The organism is Roseovarius marisflavi (assembly GCF_900142625.1).
In the GTDB taxonomy this organism is placed as follows: Bacteria; Pseudomonadota; Alphaproteobacteria; order Rhodobacterales; family Rhodobacteraceae; genus Roseovarius; species Roseovarius marisflavi.
Genome location: NZ_FRBN01000006.1, coordinates 93,401 through 116,922 on the forward strand (window position 1 = coordinate 93,401; position 23,522 = coordinate 116,922).

General features: G+C 61.9%; 23 protein-coding genes. 15 read left to right on the forward strand and 8 right to left on the reverse strand.

Annotated elements, in window-relative coordinates:
- Positions 1-35 precede the first annotated feature (35 nt).
- From hisC to BUB78_RS07765, 3 genes are read left to right on the forward strand one after another with little or no spacing between them, the layout of a single operon-like run.
- The gene (hisC, locus tag BUB78_RS07755; protein WP_073196776.1) at positions 36-1,121 is read left to right on the forward strand and encodes a histidinol-phosphate transaminase; all 1,086 of its coding nucleotides are present in this window, start codon (positions 36-38) and stop codon (positions 1,119-1,121) included.
- The gene (locus BUB78_RS07760; protein WP_073196778.1) at positions 1,118-2,035 is read left to right on the forward strand and encodes a prephenate/arogenate dehydrogenase family protein; all 918 of its coding nucleotides are present in this window, start codon (positions 1,118-1,120) and stop codon (positions 2,033-2,035) included. Before hisC ends, BUB78_RS07760 begins: the two co-directional genes overlap by 4 nt.
- Positions 2,032-2,646, forward strand: a complete 615-nt coding sequence (locus BUB78_RS07765) for an extensin-like domain-containing protein (RefSeq protein ID WP_073196781.1) — start codon at positions 2,032-2,034, stop codon at positions 2,644-2,646. The genes BUB78_RS07760 and BUB78_RS07765 overlap by 4 nt, the downstream gene beginning before the upstream one ends.
- Before the next feature lie 102 nt (positions 2,647-2,748).
- Here the strand turns inward: BUB78_RS07765 and BUB78_RS07770 are convergent, their stop codons facing one another.
- Positions 2,749-3,750, reverse strand: coding sequence for a DUF2125 domain-containing protein (locus BUB78_RS07770; RefSeq protein ID WP_073196783.1), 1,002 nt, complete (start codon positions 3,748-3,750; stop codon positions 2,749-2,751).
- Between the two features lie 68 nt (positions 3,751-3,818).
- Here BUB78_RS07770 and BUB78_RS07775 point away from each other — a divergent pair, with 68 nt between their 5' ends.
- The 3 genes from BUB78_RS07775 to BUB78_RS07785 all read left to right on the forward strand — a co-directional run bounded on the left by BUB78_RS07775 (position 3,819) and on the right by BUB78_RS07785 (position 7,612).
- On the forward strand, positions 3,819-4,349 hold the full coding sequence (locus BUB78_RS07775) for a gamma-glutamylcyclotransferase (RefSeq protein ID WP_170865038.1): 531 nt from the start codon (positions 3,819-3,821) through the stop codon (positions 4,347-4,349).
- 66 nt (positions 4,350-4,415) lie between these two features.
- On the forward strand, positions 4,416-5,651 hold the full coding sequence (locus BUB78_RS07780; RefSeq protein WP_073196787.1) for a biopolymer transporter ExbB: 1,236 nt from the start codon (positions 4,416-4,418) through the stop codon (positions 5,649-5,651).
- Between the two features lie 2 nt (positions 5,652-5,653).
- Positions 5,654-7,612 (forward strand): peptidoglycan -binding protein, encoded by a 1,959-nt coding sequence (locus BUB78_RS07785; protein WP_073196789.1) that lies wholly within the window; start codon positions 5,654-5,656, stop codon positions 7,610-7,612.
- 12 nt (positions 7,613-7,624) lie between these two features.
- Here BUB78_RS07785 and BUB78_RS07790 read toward each other — a convergent pair whose 3' ends face one another.
- The 3 genes from BUB78_RS07790 to gloB all read right to left on the reverse strand — a co-directional run bounded on the left by BUB78_RS07790 (position 7,625) and on the right by gloB (position 11,859).
- Positions 7,625-8,548 carry a M23 family metallopeptidase gene (locus BUB78_RS07790; RefSeq protein WP_245813404.1) on the reverse strand — a complete coding sequence of 308 codons (924 nt, stop codon included), beginning with the start codon at positions 8,546-8,548 and terminating at the stop codon, positions 7,625-7,627.
- 50 nt (positions 8,549-8,598) lie between these two features.
- On the reverse strand, positions 8,599-10,935 hold the full coding sequence (gene clpA / locus BUB78_RS07795; protein WP_073196793.1) for an ATP-dependent Clp protease ATP-binding subunit ClpA: 2,337 nt from the start codon (positions 10,933-10,935) through the stop codon (positions 8,599-8,601).
- 156 nt (positions 10,936-11,091) lie between these two features.
- Positions 11,092-11,859 (reverse strand): hydroxyacylglutathione hydrolase, encoded by a 768-nt coding sequence (gloB, locus tag BUB78_RS07800; RefSeq protein ID WP_073196795.1) that lies wholly within the window; start codon positions 11,857-11,859, stop codon positions 11,092-11,094.
- 63 nt (positions 11,860-11,922) lie between these two features.
- On the opposite strand from gloB, the gene BUB78_RS07805 reads away from it, so the two are divergent.
- The 7 genes from BUB78_RS07805 to BUB78_RS07835 all read left to right on the forward strand — a co-directional run bounded on the left by BUB78_RS07805 (position 11,923) and on the right by BUB78_RS07835 (position 18,464).
- Entirely contained in the window at positions 11,923-12,663 is a 741-nt protein-coding gene (locus tag BUB78_RS07805; protein WP_073196797.1) for a methyltransferase domain-containing protein, read from the forward strand.
- 391 nt (positions 12,664-13,054) lie between these two features.
- Positions 13,055-13,621, forward strand: coding sequence for a F0F1 ATP synthase subunit delta (locus tag BUB78_RS07810; RefSeq protein WP_073196938.1), 567 nt, complete (start codon positions 13,055-13,057; stop codon positions 13,619-13,621).
- A complete protein-coding gene (gene atpA / locus BUB78_RS07815) occupies positions 13,622-15,160 on the forward strand; it encodes a F0F1 ATP synthase subunit alpha (RefSeq protein ID WP_073196799.1) in 1,539 nt (512 codons plus the stop codon). It begins immediately after the preceding gene.
- A 14-nt stretch (positions 15,161-15,174) separates the two neighbouring features.
- Positions 15,175-16,053: a F0F1 ATP synthase subunit gamma gene (locus BUB78_RS07820; RefSeq protein ID WP_073196801.1), complete on the forward strand. Its 879-nt coding sequence runs from the start codon at positions 15,175-15,177 to the stop codon at positions 16,051-16,053.
- Between the two features lie 19 nt (positions 16,054-16,072).
- A complete protein-coding gene (gene atpD, locus BUB78_RS07825; RefSeq protein WP_073196803.1) occupies positions 16,073-17,497 on the forward strand; it encodes a F0F1 ATP synthase subunit beta in 1,425 nt (474 codons plus the stop codon).
- A 73-nt stretch (positions 17,498-17,570) separates the two neighbouring features.
- Positions 17,571-17,996 (forward strand): F0F1 ATP synthase subunit epsilon, encoded by a 426-nt coding sequence (locus tag BUB78_RS07830; RefSeq protein ID WP_073196804.1) that lies wholly within the window; start codon positions 17,571-17,573, stop codon positions 17,994-17,996.
- Between the two features lie 114 nt (positions 17,997-18,110).
- Entirely contained in the window at positions 18,111-18,464 is a 354-nt protein-coding gene (locus BUB78_RS07835) for an H-type lectin domain-containing protein (RefSeq protein WP_073196806.1), read from the forward strand.
- Positions 18,465-18,524: 60 nt separating this feature from the next.
- Here BUB78_RS07835 and BUB78_RS07840 read toward each other — a convergent pair whose 3' ends face one another.
- Positions 18,525-19,541 carry a ribose-phosphate pyrophosphokinase gene (locus tag BUB78_RS07840; protein WP_073196940.1) on the reverse strand — a complete coding sequence of 339 codons (1,017 nt, stop codon included), beginning with the start codon at positions 19,539-19,541 and terminating at the stop codon, positions 18,525-18,527.
- 102 nt (positions 19,542-19,643) lie between these two features.
- Here BUB78_RS07840 and BUB78_RS07845 point away from each other — a divergent pair, with 102 nt between their 5' ends.
- Positions 19,644-20,243, forward strand: coding sequence for a 2-hydroxychromene-2-carboxylate isomerase (locus tag BUB78_RS07845; RefSeq protein ID WP_073196808.1), 600 nt, complete (start codon positions 19,644-19,646; stop codon positions 20,241-20,243).
- 4 nt (positions 20,244-20,247) lie between these two features.
- The gene (locus BUB78_RS07850; protein WP_073196810.1) at positions 20,248-21,054 is read left to right on the forward strand and encodes an alpha/beta fold hydrolase; all 807 of its coding nucleotides are present in this window, start codon (positions 20,248-20,250) and stop codon (positions 21,052-21,054) included.
- A gap of 8 nt (positions 21,055-21,062) precedes the next feature.
- Here the strand turns inward: BUB78_RS07850 and BUB78_RS07855 are convergent, their stop codons facing one another.
- From BUB78_RS07855 to BUB78_RS07865, 3 genes are read right to left on the reverse strand one after another with little or no spacing between them, the layout of a single operon-like run.
- Positions 21,063-22,109, reverse strand: coding sequence for a threonine aldolase family protein (locus BUB78_RS07855; RefSeq protein ID WP_073196812.1), 1,047 nt, complete (start codon positions 22,107-22,109; stop codon positions 21,063-21,065).
- Positions 22,109-22,579: a YcgN family cysteine cluster protein gene (locus tag BUB78_RS07860; protein ID WP_073196814.1), complete on the reverse strand. Its 471-nt coding sequence runs from the start codon at positions 22,577-22,579 to the stop codon at positions 22,109-22,111. Before BUB78_RS07860 ends, BUB78_RS07855 begins: the two co-directional genes overlap by 1 nt.
- Positions 22,576-23,514 carry a bifunctional riboflavin kinase/FAD synthetase gene (locus tag BUB78_RS07865; RefSeq protein WP_073196816.1) on the reverse strand — a complete coding sequence of 313 codons (939 nt, stop codon included), beginning with the start codon at positions 23,512-23,514 and terminating at the stop codon, positions 22,576-22,578. Before BUB78_RS07865 ends, BUB78_RS07860 begins: the two co-directional genes overlap by 4 nt.
- Positions 23,515-23,522 lie beyond the last annotated feature (8 nt).

Below are 23,522 nucleotides of genomic sequence, written 5' to 3' on the forward strand. Positions count from 1 at the left end.
GCCAAAGCTAGAACGTCGCTTGGGAGATTTTTGATATGACCAAGATTATACCGCAGCCGGGCATTATGGAGATCGCGCCTTATCAGGGGGGCGCATCGCATGTTGAGGGCATGACCAATGTGGTCAAGCTCAGCTCGAACGAAAACCCGTTTGGCCCCTCTGAGGCGGCCAAGGAGGCGTTTCGCAAGGCGGCCTATGAGTTGCACCGCTATCCCTCGACCGATCACGCCGGCCTGCGCGCCGCGATTGGCGAGGTGCATGGTCTTGACCCCGAGCGCATCGTTTGTGGTGTCGGCAGCGATGAAATCATTTCGTTCCTCTGCCAATCCTACGCCGGGCCGGGCGATGAGGTGATCCACACCGAGCACGGCTTTGCCATGTACCGGATCAGCACGCTGGCCAATGGCGCAACCCCCGTAGAGGTGCGCGAGCGCGAGCGGGTGACCGATGTGGATGCCATTCTGGCGGCCTGTAACGAGAACACCCGGCTGGTGTTCATCGCCAACCCCAACAACCCGACCGGCACGATGGTGGGCGAGGCAGATCTTGCGCGGCTGGCGGGGAACCTGCCGGAGCGGGCATTGCTGGTGATTGATGGCGCTTACGGCGAATATGTCGAGGGCTATGACAGTGGCGCATCGCTTGTCGAGGCGCGCGAGAACGTGGTGATGACGCGGACCTTTTCCAAGCTTTACGGGCTTGGCGGGTTGCGCGTCGGTTGGGGCTATGGGCCGCAGCATGTGGTGGATGTTCTCAACCGGGTGCGCGGGCCGTTCAACCTTAGCCATGCGGCGCTTGTCACCGCCGAGGCGGCGGTGCGCGATACCGACTGGGCCGCGAAATGCCGCGATGACAACACCCGCATGCGCGCCTGGCTTGCCGAGGCCCTGGCGGGCTATGGCGTGGCGTCGGATACCTCTACAGGGAATTTCATCCTGGCGCGGTTTGCCGATCGCGCCGAGGCCGAGGCCTGTGATGCGCATCTGCAATCCGAGGGTCTTATCGTGCGCCGGGTGGCGGGGTACAACCTGCCGCATTGTCTGCGGATCACGGTTGGTGACGAGCCAAGCTGTCGCCGGGTGGCGCATGCGATTGGCCAGTTCATGGGACGGGCGCGATGAGCATCATCTACGAGCGTGTCGCGCTGATCGGGCTTGGGCTGATTGCCTCTTCCATGGCACATGCGATGCGGCGCGCGGGCGTTGTGGGAGAGATCAGCGGTTATGCGCGCTCCGCCGAGACGCGCGACGTGGCGCGCGAAATAGGGCTTTGCGACCGGGTCTGTGACAGCGCCGCCGAGGCGGTCGCGGGCGCCGACCTTGTGGTGCTTTGTGTGCCTGTTGGCGCGATGGGCGCGGTGGCCGCCGAGATCGCCCCGGCGCTCAAACCCGGCGCGACGGTGAGCGATGTCGGATCGGTCAAACGCGCGGTGATCGATGCGGTCGCCCCGCATCTGCCCGAAGGCGTGCATTTCGTGCCGGCCCATCCGCTTGCGGGCACCGAGCATTCGGGGCCGCGCTCGGGCTTTGCCGAACTCTTTGACAACCGCTGGTGCCTGATCGTGCCGCAGGAGGGCAGCGATCGCGCGGCGGTCACCCGGCTTGAGAGTTACTGGCAGGCGCTTGGCGCGCTGACCGATGAAATGGAAGCGGACCACCACGATCTGGTGCTGGCCGTCACAAGCCACGCGCCACATCTGATTGCCTATACGATGGTCGGCGTCGCCGATGATCTGCGCCGGGTGACCGACAGTGAAGTGATCAAGTATTCCGCCGCCGGGTTTCGCGATTTCACCCGGATCGCGGCCAGTGACCCGACCATGTGGCGCGATGTGTTCCTGAACAACAAGGATGCAACGCTTGAAATACTGGGGCGCTTCACCGAGGAATTATTCGCGTTGCAAAGGGCGATCCGCATTGGTGACGGTGATCACCTGCATGCCTATTTCACCCGCACGCGGGCGATCCGGCGCGGCATCATCGAGGCCGGGCAGGACACCGATGCGCCAGATTTCGGCCGGGCGCGGAAAGCATGAGGCGGCTGGCCCTGAGCCTTGCGTTCGGGCTAAGCGCCCTGGCGACGGGATGCGGGCGCGGCGACGATCAGACGGTGAGCAGCAACAGCGGCGGCCTGTGTGGCCGCCCCGCCCTTGCAGGAGAGGTGATTGGCCCGCTGAGCAATCCGATGGATGGCTGCGGGTCTTCTCATGCGATCCGGCTTGAGGCGGTGGGCCCAATCCGCCTGAGCCGAGCGGCGACGATGGATTGCCCGACGGCGCGCGCACTTGAAACATGGGTCAAGAAAAGTGCCGTTCCAGAGGTCGGGCGCATGGGCGGTGGTCTAAGCGGTTTGCGCGTCGTGGCGCATTATACGTGCCGGACCCGCAACAGCCAGCCCGGAGCCCGAATTTCAGAGCATGGCCGGGGCAAGGCGATTGATATCGCCGCGCTGCAACTGCGCGACGGGTCCGAAATTTCGGTGCTCAGCGATTGGGGGCAGGGGCCACGTGGCCGGGTTCTGCGCCAGACGCACAGGGGCGCATGCGGGCCGTTTGGTACGGTGCTTGGCCCCAAATCGGACCGCCATCACCAGGATCATTTCCATTTTGACACCGCATCGCATCGCGGCGGACCCTATTGCCGCTAGGCGATGAATTGGTCGAGATGTCGGTCTGAGGGTGAAGGCGGCGGGGGCTCTGCCCCCCGCCCCCCCCCGCCGGGATATTTAAGGCCAGAAGAAGCCGTGCTCTCAGCGCAGGCGCAGCACCGGTGCGGGGCCAAGCGGGATCGGGCCGAGCATCACCCGACCGTTGCGCAGGCTGAGCGGGATGTCGAGCGTTTGCGGGTTGCCCGCCATTTGCGCCATCATCGACAGGCCGGATTCGAGGGTCTTGAGCATCGATTCTGGCAGGGCGCCCGAGGCGACCGCAAGATCAAGGATATCGCGCCAGTTGCGGGCCTTTATGGTGATTTCGCCGGTGGGCTGCCCCGTGGCGTCAACCGAGATTTCGCCCGCCGCCTGAAGCTGAAGCTGGCCCCATGTGGCATCGGCGAGGTCGAGTTTGATATGGGTCGGCTGGGGGCGCGCGTCCTCGATTGCGCTGCGATCCCAGGGTTTGTCGAAGCTCACGGTCAGATCGGCGCGCACCCCGGCAAGCTGTGTCGGAAGGGTGTTTTTCGGATCAAGCCGGGCGCGCCACGGGGTTGAGGGGCTCAGGCCCTCGGTCGCAAGGCCAAGCCGATAGGTGGCCGCGCCGTTGCGTTCGGCGGCGAGGGTCAGCGCGGTCAGCGCGGTTGTCTCATCGGGGCGCGCCTCTGGGGCCACGCGCAGGAATTCGGTGGTCAGGGTTGCGCGCTCGGGGGCAAGAGCGGTGTTTGGGGCCAGCACCAGACTTGCGCGCATATCGGTGCTTTGAACGCGGAATTTATCCTGCGGCGTCGCGATCAGCTGATCGTCGGGCCAGACGGCGATGACGTGATTGGGGCGATAGCTCAGCGTCAGGATCTGGAAAAACGGCGCTTCCCAGGCAAGGCCGGTATCGGGATCGGCAAGGGCGAGATTGCTAAAGCTGGTGTCAAAGCGGTTGGGAAAACCCTGAACCGTCAGATCAGAGGTTTCGGCCACCCAGCCCTCGGCGCGGCGGGCGTCAAACCATTGGCCGAACGCCTGCTGCAAGCCCTTTTGGCCGACAAACCAGTACCCCGACCAACCCAGTGTGGCGATCACGATCAACGTCAGCAATGCTCTCATGCGCAAGCGCCCCTTTCATGCCCTGTTGGGATGGTGTTTATAGGGGCAAAAGCACGAGGAACAGCAAAATGACAATGTGGGTGTTTGGCTATGGATCGCTGGTCTGGAACCCCGGTTTCGAGGCGCAGGACCGGGTGATCGCAAGCTTGCCCGGCTATCACCGGAGCTTTTGCATGCGCAGTATCCACCACCGGGGCACCGATGAAAACCCCGGCCTCGTTCTTGCGCTGGACGAGGCGCCGGGCGCGGTCTGTCATGGGGTTGCCCTCTCGGTGCCGCCCGAAAAAGCGCCCGAGGTGCTTGAGTATCTGCGCGAGCGCGAGCTCATCTCTTCGGCCTATCTCGAAAAGGTGCTTGAGATCGACCTTGCCGATGGTCGGCGCGTCGAGGCGGTGACCTATGTGATCGACGCCGATCACGTGCAATATTGCGGTGGTCTGGACCTTGAGGAACAGGCCGGCATCATCGCCCGCGCGGTTGGTGGGCGCGGGCCAAACACCGAATATTTGTTCAATACGGCCGACCACCTGGATCAGCTTGGGATAATGGATCGCGACCTTGACTGGCTGGTGCGCCGGGTGCGCCACCTCGCGGGATAAATCCTTGGCTTGTCAGGTCTTAACGCGTAGGGTTGTGCCAATAATTCAAGTGTCGGGAGCGTCCAGATGGACCAGCCGGACCGCGAGGTCGAGCCACAGTTTTCACATCCCGTACGCCAGATCGTGCTTATGCTGCTCGTTCTGGCGCTGACGGGGCTTGGCGCCTTTGTCGCCTTGCCGCGGGTCTTGCCGGTGTTTCAGGCCAATCCCTGGCTGAACGGGTTTATCCTTTTGGTGTTTTTCATCGGGGTTGTGGCCTGTTTCTGGCAGGTGTTTCAGCTGATCGGCTCGGCGCGGTGGATCGAGGGCTTTGTTGCCCGGACGCCGGGGCATGAGCTAACCAAGCCGCCGCAATTGCTGGCGCCGCTGGCAACGATGTTGCGCGCGCGCGGCAAGCGGATGCAGATCGCCTCGACCTCGGCGCGCTCGATCCTTGATTCCGTGGCACAGCGGATCGACGAGGTGCGTGATATCACGCGCTATATCGTCAACATGCTGATTTTCCTGGGCCTTTTGGGCACCTTCTATGGTCTGGCAACGACCGTTCCGGCGGTGGTCGATACCATCCGAAGCCTCGCGCCGCAAAATGGCGAAGGCGGGGTCGAGGTGTTCAACCGCCTGATGACCGGGCTTGAGGCCCAGTTGGGCGGCATGGGTGTGGCGTTTTCCTCGTCGCTTCTGGGCCTTGCGGGATCGCTTGTCGTGGGGTTGTTGGAGCTGTTCGCAGGCCACGGTCAGAACCGGTTTTACCGCGAGCTTGAGGAATGGATGTCGACGATCACCCGCGTTGGCTTTGCCAGTGGCGAGGGCGAGGGCGGCGGCGAAACCGATGCGATGACCCATGTGCTTGACCATATGGCCGATCAGATGGACAGCTTGCAGGCCGTCATCACCCAATCGGATGTCAGCCGCGCCATGGTCGATCAAAAGCTTGGCGTGCTGGCGGATTCAATTGAGCGGCTGACCCATCGGATGAGCGACAGCAACCCGGTGCAAAGCGCGCTCATGCGGATGGCCGAGGGGCAAGAGCGCCTGATCCAGACCCTGGAAAACCGCGAGACCGGGGCCAACGAGGGGCTTGATGCCGAAAGCCGGATGCGGCTTCGCTCGATCGACGTACAGATGTTGCGCATCCTGGAAGAGATAAGCGCCGGACGCCAGGAGACCATGACCGAGCTGCGCACCGATCTCGCCGCCCTGGCGCGGGTGCTCAATCAGGGGCGCCCCGCTCCCGAGCGGCGCTCGCGGCCCTTCGTGACGCCGCTCAATCCGCTCAATCCGGACAAGACCGGGGAGAGCTGAGCATGGGCCTGTCACGGCGTAGCGGAGCACGGTTTCAAGGCTCGATCTGGCCAGGATTTGTCGATGCGATGACCGGTCTTTTGCTGGTTCTGATGTTCGTGCTTACCATCTTCATGGTGGTGCAATTTGTCTTGCGTGAAGAGATCAGCGGTCAGGCCACCAAGCTTGACGCGCTTGGCGCCGAGGTGGCGGCGCTGTCGCGCGCGCTTGGGCTTGAGCGGGATCGCAGCACCGATTTGCAGGATCGTGTTGGCACTTTGACGGCGACCTTGGGCGAGGCGCGCGCAGAGCAACAGGAACAGGCGGCCCTGATCGATACCCTGCGTGCGCAAACGGCGGCCCAGACCGCAGCACTTGGCAAGGCGCAGACCCGGATCGCCAGCTTTGAAGAACAGGTCGCGGGCCTGTTGTCAGAGCGCGAGCGCGCAGAGGGACAGATTGCCGATCTTGAGGGCGAACGCGACACGCTTTTGTCCGAACAGGAGACATTGCAACTGGCGCTGGCGGGCTTGCGCAACGAGGTTGATTCACAGGCCGAGGCCGCGCGCCTTGCCGCCGCGCGCCGCGAGGCGCTTGAGGCCCTTGCAGAGGATTTGCGCCGCCAGAATGCCGAAACCGAGGCGGCGCTTGGCCAAGAGGTGGCCGCGCTGGAGGCAGAGCTGAGCGAGCAGGAACAGACCCGTCTGGCCGAGGCCGCCGCCGCAGAGGCCCTGCGCGCGCGGCTGACGGGGGCGCAGGCCGAGCTGACCTCGATGACGCTGGCGCTTGAAGCACAGCGCAAGCGGGCCGAGGAAACGCTGACCCTGTTGGCCGCTGCCGAGGATGCGCGCGCGGATATGGACACCCAACTGGTCGCCGCCCTTTTGGCGCAAGACGAGGTGGCCACGCGCCTTGAGGGCCGCGAGACCACGCTTGCCGCGAAAGATGCAGAGATCGCCGGTTTGAAGACTGAACTGGCCGAGGCTCGAAGCGGGCAGGCCGAGGTTAGCGATACCCTCGGAGCAACGCAGGACGACCTTGCGCGCGCAGAGGCAAGGGTGAGCGAGCTTGAACAGGCCTTGGCCCGCGCCCTGGCCGAGGTTGAGGCGGCCAAAGGCGAGGCGATGGATGCCGATGAGGTGCGCCGACAATTGACGGCGGCGCTTGCCGCCAAGCTTGCGGCGCAAAATCAGGCCGAGGCGCAGATGAGCACCGCCGAAGAGCGCGCCACTCTGTTGGCCGAGGCGCGCCGCCGTCTGGCGGATCAGCAAGAGCTGGCCACTGAGGCGCAAAAGCAACAGGCCCTTCTCAACCAACAGGTTGCCGCTCTGCGCCAGCAGCTTTCGGGGATTCAGGCGCTTTTGGATGATGCCAAGGTGCGCGAGGCCGCAAGCGAGGTTCAGCTTCAATCGCTTGGCAACGAGTTGAATACCGCATTGGCCCGCGTCGCCGCAGAAGAACGCCGCCGTCGCCTGCTTGAAGAAGAAAAGCTTCGCCTTGCCGAGGCCGAAAAAGAGAATCTTGAAAAATACCGCTCCGAGTTTTTCGGGCGCCTGCGCGATTTGCTGGGCCAGCAAGAGGGCGTGCGCATCGTCGGGGATCGGTTCGTGTTCTCGTCAGAGGTTTTGTTTGCGCCCGGCGAAGCGCGGTTGTCGCCTGCCGGGGCGGGAGAGATTGCCAAGGTGGCGGGCATCCTGCGCAATGTGACCAATGACATCCCCGAGGGCATCGACTGGGTGCTTCAGGTCGATGGGCATACCGATAACGTGCCGCTGATCGGTGGCGCGCAATTTGCCGACAACTGGGAGTTAAGCCAGGCGCGCGCGCTTTCGGTGGTGCGCTATCTGGTGGGCGCGCTCGGCTTTCCGCCGGATCGCTTGTCGGCCAACGGCTTTGGGGAATATCAGCCGATCAATCCCGCCGATACCCCAGAGGCCCGCGCCCAGAACCGGCGGATCGAACTCAAGCTGACCGGGAAATAGGTCGGCGGGGTTTCAGGGCGCGACGGTGATATCCGCATGGCGCAGCGCCAGCACCTCTTGGTCGCGTTGCAGGCGGACATAGCCGCGATAGGCCCCGGCGGGCCAGCCCGCAGCGGGGGCCTTGCGGCCAAAGGCGCGGAAAAGCTGGGCCTGTGGATCGTCAAGCGTGATGTCCTGACGAAAGATTTGACCCTCCGGGCCCTGGGCCGTAAAGATAAGCTGATCGCCGGGTTCTGCGTAAAACGCATGACCATAAAGCACCAGCGGTTGATCGGGCCTGGCCGTCGCCGCGCGCGCGGCGCCGGATTTCACGGCGTCAAAGCCGGGCACCGTGGTTGAAAACCCGGCCGTAAACAGCCCCGCGCGATGATAGGCAAGCACGCTGTCCCAAAGGCCGGTGCCGCTCGCCGTGCCACAGGTATTGCGATCCTCGGGGTTGAACGGGTCGATAACCTTGCCATCCTTGAGCATGCCGATATGGACATGGGGCACATTGGTCAGACCGCTTAACCCGACCTCACCAAGAACCGCGCCGCGCTCAAGCTGATCGCCTTTGCGCACCTGAACAGAGCCGCTCTTCATGTGACAGTAAAGGGTTTGCCAGCCGTCCCCGTGATCAATGCGCACGGCATTGCCGCATTCGCGGCCCTTGATGCTGTCTCGGGTGGCGGGGGTAACGGGTTGGTCGGGAACACCGTCACGGGTTGCGGCCACCACGCCGGGGGCGGCGGCAAGAACGTCAACACCAGCGGTCATCGCGTCAAAGGATAACAGCACGATATCGGTGCCGCGGTGGGCATCGCGGCTTTTGAGGCCGCACATGAAATCGCGCTTTCCGGGGCCGGGATCGGCGTCGACATAATCTTCGACATAACAGGTTTTGCCGGGCTCACAGTCAATCGGAAGGCTAAGCCGTGGCGCGTCTGCGGCGGCCACTGGGGCCGCCGCAAGTATCAGTGTGGCAAGGGCAAAGGCCGTTCGCGTCATCACTCAGCGGTGAGCAGCGGCGGCTTTTTCTTGCCCGAAAGGCGGCGCGCCACTGGGCCTTCGACCTCGAGGTCGATCTTGCCATCCTTGACGCCAACCTTGACCACGCCACCCTTGGCGAGCTTGCCGAACAAAAGCTCCTCGGCCAGCGGCTTTTTGATGTGTTCCTGAATGACACGGCCAAGCGGGCGGGCGCCCATCTTGTCGTCATAGCCACGATCCGCAAGCCAGGCGGCCGCAGGTTCGGTCAACTCGATGGTCACGTCACGATCCATAAGTTGTGCCTCAAGCTGAAGCACGAACTTCTCGACCACTTTCAGGATCACCTCTTTGGGCAGGGCGCCAAAGGAAATCACCGCATCAAGCCGGTTGCGGAATTCCGGCGTGAAGGTGCGCTCGATCGCGGCGGTGTCTTCACCTTCGCGGCGGTCGCGGCCAAAGCCAACAGCCGATTTCGCCTGTTCAGAGGCCCCGGCGTTCGAGGTCATGATCAGGACCACGTTGCGGAAATCAACGGTGCGGCCGTTGTGATCGGTCAGCGTGCCGTGATCCATGACCTGAAGCAGGATGTTGAACACATCGGGGTGCGCTTTTTCGATCTCATCCAGCAGCAGCACACAATGCGGGTGCTGATCGACGCCATCGGTCAAAAGCCCGCCCTGATCAAAGCCGACATAGCCCGGAGGCGCACCGATCAGGCGAGAGACCGCGTGCTTTTCCATGTACTCGGACATGTCAAAGCGGAGCAATTCCACACCAAGCGAATCTGCAAGCTGTTTGGCGACCTCGGTCTTGCCCACGCCGGTGGGACCAGCAAAGAGATAGTTGCCAATCGGTTTTTCCGGCTCGCGCAGACCTGCACGCGACAGCTTGATCGCCGACGCGAGCGCCTCAATCGCAGTATCCTGACCAAACACGACGCGCTTGAGACCGGCTTCGAGATCCTTGAGAACCTCGGCGTCGTTCTTGCTGACGTTCTTGGGCGGGATGCGGGCGATTTTCGCGACCACGTCCTCGATCTCTTTCACGCCGATGCTCTTGCGGCGTTTTGAGGCGGCCAGAAGATGTTGCGCGGCACCGGCTTCGTCGATGACGTCAATCGCCTTATCGGGCAACTTGCGGTCATTGATATAGCGCGCCGACAAATCCACCGCAGAGCGGATGGCGTCATTGGTGTATTTGACGCTGTGATGATCCTCGAAATAAGGCTTCAACCCTTTGAGGATTTTCACCGCATCCTCAACGGTCGGCTCGGCCACGTCGATTTTCTGGAAGCGACGCGCGAGGGCGCGGTCCTTTTCGAAATGCTGGCGGAATTCCTTGAAGGTGGTCGAGCCCATGCAGCGAAGCTTGCCGCCCTGCAAGGCCGGCTTGAGCAGGTTCGAGGCATCCATCGCGCCGCCAGATGTGGCGCCGGCACCGATCACGGTGTGGATTTCGTCGATGAACAAAACCGCGTCGGGGTGTTTTTCCAACTCGGTCACCACCGCCTTGAGCCGCTCTTCAAAGTCGCCGCGATAGCGGGTTCCGGCCAGAAGCGCGCCCATATCGAGCGAAAAGATGGTCGTTTTCGAGAGAACTTCGGGGGTTTCGCCCATGATGATCTTGTGCGCGAGGCCCTCGGCGATGGCGGTTTTGCCAACACCGGGATCGCCCACCAGAAGCGGGTTGTTCTTGCGGCGGCGACACAACACCTGAATGCAGCGCTCAACCTCTGAATCGCGGCCGATCAGCGGGTCGATATCGCCCGAACGCGCCTTTTCATTAAGGTCGACACAGTATTTCGCAAGTGCGGATTCACCGGCCTCGACCGCGTCGGATTCGCCATGGGTCTTGGCGCCCTCGTCATCAAGGTTGCTGGCCCCGCTCAGCGGGCGCGATTCGCCGTATGCCGGATCCTTGGCAACGCCGTGGGCGATGAAATTCACCGCATCATAGCGCGTCATATCCTGTTCCTGCAGGAAATAGGCGGCGTTGGATTCACGTTCGGCAAAGATCGCGACCAGAACATTGGCCCCGGTCACCTCGGTCCGCCCCGAGGATTGTACATGGATCGCGGCGCGTTGGATGACGCGCTGGAAGGCGGCGGTCGGCACCGCCTCTGATCCGTCGATATCGGTCACCAGATTGGCAAGGTCGTCGTCGATGAATTCCACCAGGGTGGTGCGCAATTCTTCGGTGTCGACACTACAGGCCTTCATCACGCGCGACGCGTCGGGCTCGTCCACAAGGGCGAGCAGCAGGTGTTCCAATGTGGCAAACTCATGCTGGCGCGCGTTGGCCAGGGCCAAAGCGGCATGGATTGCTTGTTCCAGCGTGGTCGAGAATGAAGGCACGATGAGTGCTCCTTCTGATCTGGGGTGGGGCGGTATCACCCCATCCTTGGCCTCATAGTCTTAAAGTTTGGTCGATAGCGGCCATCCTTCAAGGCTTTTTTTATAAAACCGGCTCACTTTTCGTTATACCGGCTGGTTTTTTGATCACGATACCGTTCAAAAGCGGTCTTTTCGGGTCCGGATCTCGGCGAAGACAAGGGCAGGGTCCTGCCCGGTCATTCCAAGATTGGCCTGAACGCCCGGATCGGCGGCGCGTAAAAAGGGGTTGGTGGCCAGTTCTTCGGCCAGGGTTGAGGGAACGGTTGCCTGGCCTGCGGCGCGCGCGGCGTCGATGGCCTTGGCCCTTGATATAAGTGCCGGATTGCCCGGATCAACGCTTAGGGCGAATTTTGCGTTGGCCTGGGTGTACTCATGTCCCGAGCAGACGGTGGTCTCGGGCGGGAGCGCGGCCAGCTTGCACAGGCTTGCATACATTTGCGCCATCGTGCCCTCGAACACCCGGCCACAGCCAAGCGCCATGAGGCTATCGGCGGTGAACACCACGGCACTTTCGGGGAAATGCACCGCGATATGGCCGACGGTATGGCCCGAGACATCAATAACACGGCCGGTTTCGCCGCCAAGCGTGATCGTATCGCCTTCGCTCACGGCCAGATCAAGCGGCGGCAGGCGATGCGCGTCGGCGGCGGCACCGATCACCTGTGCCGGCGCGGCGGACAGCAAGTCGCCAAGACCCTGAGTGTGATCGGCGTGGTGATGGGTCAAAAGAACATGGCTTAGCACCCAGCCCTTATCGGCGAGCGCCGCGATGATCGGCGCCGCCTCTGGAACATCGACGGCCATGGTGTCACCCGTGCCCGGATCATGCGCCAGAAAGGCGTAATTGTCGGACAGGCAGGGAATGGTCAGGATGTGCAAAGCCATGGTCTTTTCCCGAATGCAGGTTACTGTTAGGTTCGAGAGTGACTGATCTTTGCCGGGGCTGCAATGCATCTGGACGTGCAGGACCTACGAAATTTTTACTACCGAAGCACCCTCGGGCGCGCGGTTCAAAAGGCTGTGCGCGCCGAAGTCGCCGAATTCTGGCCCGAGGCCAAGGGCCAGACGGTTGTGGGCTATGGCTTTGCGGTGCCGTTCCTGCGCCCCTACCTTGCCGATGCGCGCCGGGTGGTCGGGTTGATGCCCGCCCCGCAGGGGGTGATCGGCTGGCCGCAGGGGATGCCGAATATCTCGGTTTTGTGCGAAGAAACCCTCTGGCCGATTGAAACCGGTCGTGTGGATAAGCTCTTGGTGGCACACGGATTGGAGACCTCTGATCAGCCGGGCGCCGTGCTGGAAGAATGCTGGCGGGTGCTTGGGCCGGGTGGGTCGGCCTTGTTTATCGTGCCCAACCGCGCCGGGCTCTGGTCGCGCAGTGATCGCACGCCGTTTGGGTTTGGGCGGCCCTATACCCAGACCCAGCTCGAGACGCAGCTTAAGTCGCATAATTTCCTGCCCGAGCGGCACGTAACCGCGCTTTATCAGCCGCCCTCGGATAAACCGTTCTGGCGCAAGACGGCCGGCATGTGGGAAAGGATGGGCGCAAAGCTTTCGGTGGTGGCGGCGGGGGGCGTTTTGATGGTCGAGGCCACGAAACGTGTGCAGGCGCCAAGCGGGCCGGGCCTGCGCGACAAGGTGCGCAAACCCCTCGGCGTTCTGGCGCCGCAACCCAAGGCCAAACCGGTTTAGACCGGGCAGGCACGTGGGTTTCACCCACCCTACGCAGGTGGACAGGTCGGATGGTCTTTGGCCGGGGATGCGCGAATTGGCGGCGGTTTCGACTGATAGCGGTAACGAATGGCGCGCGATTCAGCGGGGGCGTGGAGTGGGGAATCGCTAAATGTTGCGAAAAAGTGATCTTTTTACGTTGATAAAATGCGCGCAATAGGTCGCACCCTTTATAAGTGTTTGAAACTATGCGGTATTCATTCGTATACAACGATTTCCGCGCGGCTTGCTAGGTTGGCAAGGCACTGCTATACCGCAGCCGAATTTCGGTGTTTCGTAAATATCATCGCACGCAAACGTCCCCGGAAGCGGCCAAGTGAGGCTTGCCAACCGGGGCCAGACAATCGGAAGGGTGGACGTGTCCGAACCAGCTTCGATCTCCTCCGGCATCGCCGAGCGCTATGCCACCGCGATTTTCGCGATTTCAAAAGAGAGCAAATCTCTGGCGAAACTTGAAACCAATCTTAACGATCTGGCGCAGGCGCTGGATGACAGTGCCGATTTGCGCGCGTTGATCAGCTCTCCGGTTGTGACACGTGACGAGCAGGGCGCCGTGATGGCCGCCATCGGCAAGAAAATGAAACTTGTTCCCGAGATGCAGAACGGTCTTGGGCTGATGGCTGAAAAGCGTCGCCTGTTCGTTCTTCCCCAGCTGGTTGCCCGGCTGCGCGCGATGATCGCCGAGGACAAGGGTGAGGTGAGTGCCGAAGTGACCAGCGCTAAGGCGCTGACCAAGGCACAAGCAGACAAACTGGCCAAGACGCTGAAAGAGCGTGTGGGCAAGGACGTCAAGATCAATGCGACCGTCGATGAAAGCCTCATTGGCGGTCTTGTCGTTAAAGTGGGCTCGAAGATGATCGACACGTCGATCCGCTCCAAGCTTAATTCCCTCCAGAATTCAATGAAAGAGGTCGGATAAATGGGTATCCAAGCTGCAGAGATTTCTGCGATCCTTAAGGACCAGATCAAGAATTTCGGTCAAGAGGCCGAAGTGGCCGAGATTGGTCGGGTTCTGTCGGTCGGTGACGGTATTGCGCGCGTTCACGGTCTGGACAATGTGCAGGCCGGCGAGCTGGTCGAATTCCCCGGTGGCATCATGGGGATGGCGCTTAACCTTGAGGCCGATAACGTCGGCGTCGTGATCTTCGGTTCAGACCGTGAGATCAAGGAAGGCGACACCGTCAAGCGCACCAAGTCGATCGTGGACGTTCCGATCGGTGACGGTCTTCTGGGTCGCGTTGTCGACGGCCTTGGCAACCCGCTTGACGGCAAGGGCCCGATCAAGAGTGATACGCGCGGCCTGGCCGACGTGAAAGCGCCGGGCATCATCCCGCGTAAATCGGTTCACGAGCCGATGGCGACCGGTCTCAAGTCGGTTGACGCGATGATCCCGATTGGCCGTGGCCAGCGTGAGCTTATCATTGGTGACCGTCAGACCGGCAAAACCGCTGTGGCGCTCGACACCATCCTGAACCAGAAGGTCTATAACGAGGCCGCTGGCGACGACGAAAGCAAAAAGCTGTACTGCATCTACGTTGCGGTTGGCCAGAAGCGTTCGACCGTGGCGCAGCTGGTGAAGAAGCTGGAAGAAAGCGGCGCGATCAAATATTCGATCGTCGTTGCGGCAACCGCATCCGACCCCGCGCCGATGCAGTTCCTTGCGCCCTATTCGGCCACCGCGATGGCCGAGCATTTCCGCGACAACGGCCGTCACGCGCTTATCGTTTATGATGACCTTTCCAAACAGGCCGTTGCCTATCGCCAGATGTCGCTTCTTCTGCGTCGTCCGCCCGGCCGCGAAGCCTATCCCGGTGACGTTTTCTATCTTCACTCCCGCCTGCTCGAGCGTTCGGCCAAGCTGAACGAAGAAAACGGTTCGGGCTCGCTGACGGCTCTGCCGATCATCGAGACCCAGGGCGGTGACGTGTCTGCGTTTATTCCGACCAACGTGATCTCGATCACCGACGGTCAGATCTTTCTTGAAACCGAACTGTTCTATCAGGGCGTTCGCCCGGCTGTGAATACCGGTCTGTCGGTCTCGCGGGTTGGCTCTTCGGCGCAAACCAACGCGATGAAATCCGTCGCCGGGCCGGTGAAACTCGAGCTGGCGCAGTATCGCGAGATGGCCGCCTTTGCTCAGTTCGGCTCTGACCTTGATGCCTCGACGCAGCAGTTGCTGAACCGTGGCGCGCGCCTGACCGAGCTGATGAAGCAGGCCCAGTATTCGCCGCTGACCAACGCCGAGATCGTCTGCGTGATCTATGCCGGTACCAAAGGGTATCTGGACAAGATCGGTGTCGATCAGGTGGGTCGTTTCGAGGCTGGTTTGCTTGGCCACCTGCGCGGCAAACATGCCGACCTGCTGGCGTATATCACCAAGGAAGATCCCAAGATCAAGGGTGAGGCCGAGGATAAGATCAAGGCCGCGCTGGACGAATTCGCCGCTGACTTCGCTTAAGGGGAGATAAGGCAATGCCGAACCTCAAGGACCTTAAAAACAGGATCGCGTCGGTCAAATCGACCCGCAAGATCACAAAGGCCATGCAAATGGTTGCCGCGGCGAAACTTCGCCGCGCGCAGGAGGCTGCCGAACAAGCACGTCCTTATACAGAGCGGTTCAATGCCGTGATGGGTAAGCTGGCGGCATCAGTGGGCGACGCGGAAAACGCGCCGGTCCTGTTGCGCGGCACGGGCGAAGACAAGGTGCATCTGCTGGTTGTCATGACCGCCGAACGCGGGCTTTGCGGTGGCTTCAATGCCAATATCGCAAAGCTGGCCAAGGCACATGCCACGGATCTGCTGGCCGAAGGCAAAACCGTCAAGATCGTGACCGTGGGCAAAAAAGGCCGCGACGCGATGAAACGGGAATATGGCCAGTATTTCGTGGATCATGTCGATCAGTCGGCCATGAAGCGTGTTGCCTATGCAGACGCGCAGGGTGTGGCGGCAAGTGTGCTGAAGAGTTTTGATGCCGGCGAATTCGACGTCGCGAAAATCTTCTTCTCGCGCTTCGAGAATGTGGTCAGCCAAATCCCGACCATGCAGCAGATCATTCCTGCTGACGTGAGCGATGCGGCAGAGGCGGCCGATACCGGCACGTTCTATGATTACGAGCCCGACGAGCAGGCGATCCTTGCGGACCTTCTGCCGCGCGGTGTTGCGACAGCCATCTTCAGCGCGATGCTGGAAAACGGCGCGTCGGAGCAGGGCGCGCGGATGTCCGCCATGGATAACGCGACACGCAACGCGGGTGAGATGATCGACAAGCTGACAATCGAGTATAACCGCTCGCGTCAGGCCGTGATCACGAACGAGCTTATTGAAATCATTTCGGGCGCGGAAGCGCTTTAAGAAAACCGGAGACGTAAACATGGCAAAAGCAAATGGCAAAGTGACCCAGGTCATCGGCGCCGTGGTGGACGTTCACTTTGACGGCCACCTGCCAGCGATCTTGAACGCGCTGGAAACCGATAACAATGGCAAGAAGCTGGTCCTCGAAGTGGCCCAGCACCTTGGTGAGAGCACTGTTCGCACCATCGCGATGGACGCCACCGAAGGTCTGGTGCGCGGTCAGGCCGTGACAGACACCGGCGAGCCGATCTCGGTTCCCGTTGGTAACGCCACACTGGGCCGCATCCTGAACGTCATCGGCGAGCCGGTTGACGAACAGGGCCCCGTGAACGCAGATGAGCGCCGCGCGATCCACCAGCCCGCCCCGGAATTCGCCGAGCAGTCGACAGAATCCGTGGTTCTGGAAACCGGCATCAAGGTCGTCGACCTTCTGGCGCCTTACGCCAAGGGTGGTAAGATCGGTCTCTTCGGCGGTGCCGGCGTGGGCAAGACCGTTCTGATCATGGAACTGATCAACAACATCGCAAAAGTGCACTCGGGTTTCTCGGTGTTCGCGGGTGTTGGTGAGCGGACTCGTGAAGGCAACGACCTTTACCACGAAATGATTGAATCGGGCGTTATCGTTCCCGACAATCTGACCGAATCCAAAGTGGCGCTGGTCTATGGCCAGATGAACGAGCCCCCGGGTGCGCGTATGCGGGTTGCCCTGTCGGGTCTGACCCTTGCTGAACAGTTCCGTGACCAGTCGGGCACAGACGTTCTGTTTTTCGTCGACAACATCTTCCGCTTTACGCAAGCGGGCTCCGAGGTGTCGGCGCTTCTGGGTCGTATTCCTTCGGCTGTGGGTTATCAGCCGACGCTGGCCACCGACATGGGTGCCCTGCAAGAGCGGATCACCTCGACAAAGGCCGGGTCCATTACCTCGGTTCAGGCGATTTACGTGCCTGCGGACGACCTTACCGACCCTGCGCCGGCCACATCCTTTGCCCACCTTGACGCCACGACCGTTCTGTCGCGCGCGATCTCCGAGCTGGGCATCTACCCGGCCGTTGACCCGCTAGATTCGACATCGCGTCTGATGGACCCTGCGGTTGTTGGTGAAGAGCACTATCAGGTTGCACGTGACGTTCAGGGCATCCTGCAACGCTACAAGTCGCTGCAGGACATCATCGCCATTCTCGGCATGGACGAACTGTCGGAAGAAGATAAGCTGACCGTTTCGCGCGCTCGCAAAATTCAGCGATTCCTGTCGCAGCCGTTCGACGTGGCGAAGGTCTTTACCGGCTCCGACGGCATTCAGGTGCCGCTGGAAGAAACCATTTCGTCGTTCAAGGCGGTTGTCGCGGGTGAATACGATCACCTTCCCGAAGGTGCCTTCTACATGGTTGGCGGCATCAGCGACGTGATCGCCAAAGCCGAACGCATGGCTGCCGACGCGGCCTAAGAAACGCGTGTAGCCCCCCGAGCGGACCACATCACGTGGGCCGCTCGGGCGCTGCATCATCAAGGAGGCCCAAATGGCTGATACAGTGCAATTCGATTTGGTGAGCCCTGAGCGGCTTCTGGCATCGGTCGCCGCCAATGAGGTGCAGATCCCCGGTGCCGAGGGTGATCTTACGGCCATGGCCAACCATGCGCCGCTGATCACCACGCTGCGCCCCGGTGTCCTGAAGGTTTCAGGCCCCGATGGCGCCCGCGAATACGTCGTCACCGGCGGTTTCGCCGAAATCAGCGGTGACAGCGTTTCGGTTCTGGCCGAGCGCGCCGTGCCGCGCGAAGACATGACTGCGGAACAGTTCAAGGCCATGGTATCCGAGGCGACAGACAAGCTTGCGCATGCGCAGGAAACCTTTGTCAACGAGCCTGGCCCGGTTGACGATGCCGCCAAACTTTTGGCGGATATGGTCGCGATTGGCGATCACATCGGTCTTTCGGCCAATTAAGGCCGCGAGAGATTAACATCTAAAGGGGCCGTCTTGCGGCCCTTTTTTCTTTTTCAGTTCTCAATTCTGCGAGAAACCCTTATTACCAAAAGGCTGGACCCAAGAGGCTACGCCATGAAAGTTTTCATCAATCAGGCCATTGGCATTGATCAGGGTGATGATGTGCTGTTTTCGGATTACGAAGATGGCGGCACCATGTGGACCGGCCACGGCGAACGTGACCGGCGCACCAAAGTCGTGTTCAAGACGCCCTTCAAATCAGAGCCGGTCGTGCATCTTGCCATGTCGCTCTGGGATATGGACAGCGCCACCAATGCGCGCGCCGATGTGACGGCGGAAAAGATCACCCGGACGGGTTTTGACGTGGTGTTTCGTACCTGGGCCGACACCCGCGTGGCGCGGGTGCGCGTGCGCTGGATGGCGATTGGCGAGCTGTTTCACGAAGACGACTGGCAGGACGTCTATTAGGCCACCCGCGCGGGCGTGGGTTTCACCCACCCTACGCGTGGCCGTGCCCTTATCCTGCGATCAGATTCCGAACTGGCCTTCATAGACCGGCTCAAGCGACGGCGTCTCGAACAGCGACGACACGCTTGTGCCGTTCCAGATGTTCAGGATGGCTTGGGCAAAGACCGGTGCGGTGGGCAGAATGCGGATATTGTGGGCCGCGCGCACCGCAGTGGTGGGCGCGATCGTGTCGGTCAGGACCAGCGATTTCATCACCGATTTCTCGATCCGTTCGACCGCCGGGCCGGACATGACGCCGTGGCTGATATAGGCGTGGACCTCTGAGGCGCCGTTTTCCATCAAAAGCTCGGCCGCCTTGCAGAGCGTGCCGGCGGTGTCGCACATGTCATCTACGATCAGGCATTTCTTGCCGGTCACATCGCCGATCACGGTCATTTCCGCCACTTCGCCGGCTTTCTCGCGGCGTTTGTCGACGATCGACAGGGGCGCCTCGATCCGCTTGGCCAATTCGCGCGCGCGCGCCACGCCGCCGACATCGGGCGAGACGACCATAAGGTCCTCCATCCCGCCTTTGAACTGCATCATGATATCCAGTGCAAAGACCGGCGAGGCATAAAGGTTGTCGACAGGAATGTCGAAAAAGCCCTGGATCTGTGCGGCATGCAAATCCATCGTGAGAACCCGTTCAATGCCGGCCTCGACGATCATGTTCGCCACAAGCTTGGCCGAGATCGGCGTGCGCGCCTTGGAGCGGCGATCCTGGCGGGCATAGCCGAAATAGGGGATCACGGCGGTGATGCGCGCCGCCGAGGACCGGCGCAGAGCGTCCGCCATGATCAGCAGTTCCATCAGGTTGTCATTGGCCGGGTTCGAGGTTGGCTGAATGATGAACATATCCTCGCCACGCACGTTCTCATAGACCTCGACGAAAATCTCGCCATCGTTGAAACGTTCGACCCGTGCGTCGACAAGACCCACATTGACGCCGCGATGCATCGACATCCGCCGCGCAATGGCGGTGGCAAGTGGCATGTTGGCGTTGCCCGAAATGAGCTTGGGTTGCGATGTGGTTGGCATGGTGAGGTCCCCGGCTGTGCAATGTGACAGATTCGTGATGTTGACACCGCTTAGCATGTGCCTAGGGTCAGGCAAAGCTATGCAACGGGGGAGCACGCCAAAATGGCCCATATCGACTATTATTTCTCAACTTTGTCACCCTATGCCTATCTGGCGGGTACCGGGTTGGAGGAAATTGCCGCCAGGCACGGCGCGACGGTGACCTACAAGCCGCTCGATATCATGGCGCTGTTCGCGCGCACGGGCGGCACCCCGCCCGCCGAGCGCCACCCCTCGCGCAATGCCTACCGCGCGCAGGAACTGCCGCGACAGGCGAAAAAGCGCGGTATGGCGCTTAACCTCAAGCCTGCGCATTGGCCGACCAACCCGGCGCCGTCGTCCTATGCGATCATTGCCGCGCAAAATGCCGGGGGCGGTGATATCGGCGCTTTGGCGCATGGCATCATGCGGGCCTGTTGGGTCGAGGACCGCGATATCGCGGGCGATGACGTGGTGCGCGAGTGCCTGCAAAAGGCCGGCTTTGATCCCAAACTTGCCGATAGCGGTTTGCTGAGCGGGGCAGAGACCTATGCCCGAAATCTTGAAGAAGCGGTGAATGCCGGGGTTTTCGGCGCGCCGTTTTACGTGGTGGACAGCGGGCAAAGTTTTTGGGGCCAGGACCGTCTAGACGAGCTTGACCTTCATCTGGCGGGCAAGCTCTAACGCCATGCCGCGCGCCGAAAAGGCCGGGTTTGACACCTGTTGGACGACCTTCGGGCAGGGGCCGCGCGCGGCGCTGATGCTGCATTGCTCGCTGGCCCATAGCGCAAGCTGGGGCGGCATGGCGCGGGTCTTGTCCGGCGCTCTTGGCATGGTGGCTTTTGACGCGCCCGGCCATGGGCGCAGTGGCGCCTGGGATGAGCGCGGCGAAATTCAGGACGTGACGACCCGGATCGCGGCCAGCTTTCTTGAGGGGCCGACGGATATCATCGGGCATTCGTTTGGCGCGACGGTCGCCTTGCGGCTCGCGGTAGAACGCCCCGAACTGGTGCGCTCCCTGATCCTTTACGAGCCGGTGTTTTTTGGGGTGGCGCTTGCCGATCATCCCGAGATGCGAGGGCCCCATGAGGCGGAGCTGGCGATGTATGTGCAGGGCATGACCAGCGGTGATTATCACCTTGCGGCAGAGGGGTTCATCCGGGTCTGGGGCGACGGGCGGGCCTGGTCGGATATACCTGCCGAGGCGCGCGCGGCCATGGCGGTGCAGATGCCGCTTATCGAGGCCGCAGCGCCTGCGCTTTATGATGACGCGGGCGGGATGCTTGCCAGCGGCGCGCTGGAGCGGATCAGCGCCCCGGCGCTCTTGCTGGAAGGCAGCCAGTCACCGGCGATCATCGCGGCGATCAACGAGGGGCTCGCGGCGCGCCTTGGGCGCGTCGAGAGGTCGGTGGTCATCGGCGCCGGGCATATGGGGCCGATGACCCATCCCAAGCAGGTGAGTTCTGAGGTGTTGCGCTTTCTGGCCTGGACCTGAGCGGCGCCTTAGCCGCGCGCGAGGTCGAGGAAGGTCGCGATATGGTCTTCGGTGATCGACCAGTCGCAGACCAGCCGCATCATCAGAGGTTCGTCATCGGGGCCATTGTCAAGCGGACCATCATAGAGACCATAGGCCGCCCCAGCCGCCTTGAGCCGCTGATGGGTGGCGCGGGGCAGGGTGGCGAAGATCATGTTGACCTCTGGTTCGACCACGATCCCGGCCTCTGGCAGATCGCGCAGCCCCGCCACCAGCGTCGCGGCGCGGGCATTGGCGGTGCGCGCCAGATCAAGCCATAGATCGTCCTTGAGGTACTCAAGCATCTGCGCCGACAAGAAGCGGTGCTTGGAGAACAGATGCGCCGAGCGTTTGCGCCGCAGCTCGAACTCCCAGGCGTTTTCGGGGTTGAAAAAGATCACCGCCTCGACCCCGAGACAGCCGTTCTTGGTGCCGCCCATGCTGACCGCGTCAATTCCGGCTTTCCAGGTCATGTCGGCAGGTGTGCACCCAAGCGCGGCCACAGCATTGGCAAAGCGCGCACCGTCAAGGTAGGTCGGCAAGCCGTGATCGCGCGCCACGCGGGTCAGCGCCGCCAGCTCCTCACAGCTATAGATCCGGCCGCGTTCGGTGGCCTGCGTCAGCGCGAGAGGCCCGTGCTGCGCCACATGCACGTCGCCCTTGGGCCACTCGGCAATCGCGGCCCTCAGATCGGCGGGCGTCATCTTGTCGGCCGCGCCTGTCAGGCTAAGCTTGGCGCCGCCTGTAAAGAACTCGGGCGCGTTGCATTCATCGGTGTGGATATGCGCCAGCGGGGTGCAAAACACAGTCTGCCAGGGCTGTGACAGCGTGGCCAGAGCAAGCGCATTGGCCGCCGTGCCGGTCGCCACGAGGTAAACGCTGGCCTGGGGCGCCTCGAACAGGGTGCGGATCTGGTCGCGCACTCGCTCCATCAAGGCATCATCGCCGTAAGAGGGCTGAAACCCGGTGTTGGCCTCGGCCATGGCGGCCATCACCGAAGGGTGTGCAGGGCCGGTATTGTCAGAGCCAAAAAACATCAGCGCGGTTCCTCGATGATATGATCTTCCCAGTCGTCCTCGGAAATCTCGAATTCGGGCAGGGTGCGCGATTGCATCGACACGCGCGCGTCATGCACGCTTTGCGGATCGCCCGAGATCAGCGGGTGCCAGCCGTAAAGCGGCTTACCCTGACGCAACAGCTTGTAGGCGCAGGTTTCGGGCATCCAGTAGAGGTGACTGTCAAGGTTCCTGGGGCTGAGCGAGATGCATTCGGGTACGAATTGATGGCGGATAGGGTATTGCCCGCATTTACAGGTGGTGTCGTCAAACAGCCGACAGGCGATCCGGGTCATGACCACTTCGCCGCTGTCTTCATCCTCAAGCTTGTTCATGCAGCATTTGCCACAACCGTCGCAAAGCGCCTCCCATTCGGGTTGGGTCATCCGCTCAAGCGGGGTGGTTTTCCAGAACTCGGGGCGCAGGCCGCTGCGCTCAATCGGGTCGCTCATAGGGCGGCCAGAATCTGGCGGGCACGCAGGCAATCGGTATCCATCTGGGCGATGAACGCCTCAAGGCCGTCAAAGGTCTCTTCGGGGCGCAGATATTCGACAAGCCCGACCGAGAGATCGGTGCCGTAAAGATCGCCGGAGAAATCGAAGAGGAAGGTTTCCAGATTGGCAATCTCGCCGTTGAACATCGGGCGCACCCCAAGCGAGGCGGCGCCGTGATAGGTGCCCTTGTGCGGCCCATCAAGCACATCAACCAGAACCGCATACACCCCGAATTTCGGCGGGTGTAGCCCGGCAATCGACATATTCGCGGTCGGGTATCCAAGCTCGCGACCGCGTTGCTCGCCGCCTATGACGGGGCCTTCGATACGGTGCCAGTGACCCAGCATATTGGCGGCGCTCTTTGGTTTGCCCTCGGTCAGGGCGCGGCGGATCGCGGTCGATGACACCTGTCCGGCATCGCCTTCCAGAAGCCGGGCGATGGTCACGCCAAAACCCATCTCGGCGCCAAAGGCCTCAAGATCGGCGGCGGTGCCCGCGCGCCCCTTGCCAAAGCAGAAATCGGCACCAACGACCACATGGCGCAGGCCAAGCCCGCCGCTCAGGACCGTGCGGGCAAACCCCTCTGGCGTCAGCGCGCTGAGGGCGGCGTTGAAGTTAAGCTCGTAAAGCCGCTCGACCCCGAGCTTCTCAAGCCGGTGCGCGCGCGCCTCTGGCCCCATCAGGCGAAAGGGCGGCGCGTCGGGCGCAAAATATTCGCGCGGATGCGGCTCGAATGTCAGAATGCCAAGCGGGGCGTTGATTGCTTTCCCCGCCTTGCGGGCGATGTCGATCACCGAACGGTGGCCAAGATGAACGCCATCGAAATTACCGATGGCGGCGCTGGCACCGCGATCGGCCTCGGTGACATATTGGAAATCCCGGATGATACGCATGGCGCTAG

Bases quoted from the DNA above. Each gene is read 5' to 3' on its own strand.
- BUB78_RS07765 (WP_073196781.1), top strand. From the start codon at position 2,032: ATGAGGCGGCTGGCCCTGAGCCTTGCGTTCGGGCTAAGCGCCCTGGCG.
- BUB78_RS07760 (WP_073196778.1), top strand. From the start codon at position 1,118: ATGAGCATCATCTACGAGCGTGTCGCGCTGATCGGGCTTGGGCTGATT.
- gloB (WP_073196795.1), bottom strand. From the start codon at position 11,859: ATGGCTTTGCACATCCTGACCATTCCCTGCCTGTCCGACAATTACGCC.
- BUB78_RS07850 (WP_073196810.1), top strand. From the start codon at position 20,248: ATGCCGCGCGCCGAAAAGGCCGGGTTTGACACCTGTTGGACGACCTTC.
- BUB78_RS07780 (WP_073196787.1), top strand. From the start codon at position 4,416: ATGGACCAGCCGGACCGCGAGGTCGAGCCACAGTTTTCACATCCCGTA.
- BUB78_RS07865 (WP_073196816.1), bottom strand. From the start codon at position 23,514: ATGCGTATCATCCGGGATTTCCAATATGTCACCGAGGCCGATCGCGGT.
- BUB78_RS07785 (WP_073196789.1), top strand. From the start codon at position 5,654: ATGGGCCTGTCACGGCGTAGCGGAGCACGGTTTCAAGGCTCGATCTGG.
- BUB78_RS07835 (WP_073196806.1), top strand. From the start codon at position 18,111: ATGAAAGTTTTCATCAATCAGGCCATTGGCATTGATCAGGGTGATGAT.
- BUB78_RS07830 (WP_073196804.1), top strand. From the start codon at position 17,571: ATGGCTGATACAGTGCAATTCGATTTGGTGAGCCCTGAGCGGCTTCTG.
- BUB78_RS07855 (WP_073196812.1), bottom strand. From the start codon at position 22,109: ATGTTTTTTGGCTCTGACAATACCGGCCCTGCACACCCTTCGGTGATG.
- BUB78_RS07860 (WP_073196814.1), bottom strand. From the start codon at position 22,579: ATGAGCGACCCGATTGAGCGCAGCGGCCTGCGCCCCGAGTTCTGGAAA.
- atpD (WP_073196803.1), top strand. From the start codon at position 16,073: ATGGCAAAAGCAAATGGCAAAGTGACCCAGGTCATCGGCGCCGTGGTG.
- BUB78_RS07770 (WP_073196783.1), bottom strand. From the start codon at position 3,750: ATGAGAGCATTGCTGACGTTGATCGTGATCGCCACACTGGGTTGGTCG.
- BUB78_RS07775 (WP_170865038.1), top strand. From the start codon at position 3,819: ATGACAATGTGGGTGTTTGGCTATGGATCGCTGGTCTGGAACCCCGGT.
- BUB78_RS07805 (WP_073196797.1), top strand. From the start codon at position 11,923: ATGCATCTGGACGTGCAGGACCTACGAAATTTTTACTACCGAAGCACC.
- BUB78_RS07840 (WP_073196940.1), bottom strand. From the start codon at position 19,541: ATGCCAACCACATCGCAACCCAAGCTCATTTCGGGCAACGCCAACATG.
- BUB78_RS07845 (WP_073196808.1), top strand. From the start codon at position 19,644: ATGGCCCATATCGACTATTATTTCTCAACTTTGTCACCCTATGCCTAT.
- hisC (WP_073196776.1), top strand. From the start codon at position 36: ATGACCAAGATTATACCGCAGCCGGGCATTATGGAGATCGCGCCTTAT.
- BUB78_RS07820 (WP_073196801.1), top strand. From the start codon at position 15,175: ATGCCGAACCTCAAGGACCTTAAAAACAGGATCGCGTCGGTCAAATCG.
- atpA (WP_073196799.1), top strand. From the start codon at position 13,622: ATGGGTATCCAAGCTGCAGAGATTTCTGCGATCCTTAAGGACCAGATC.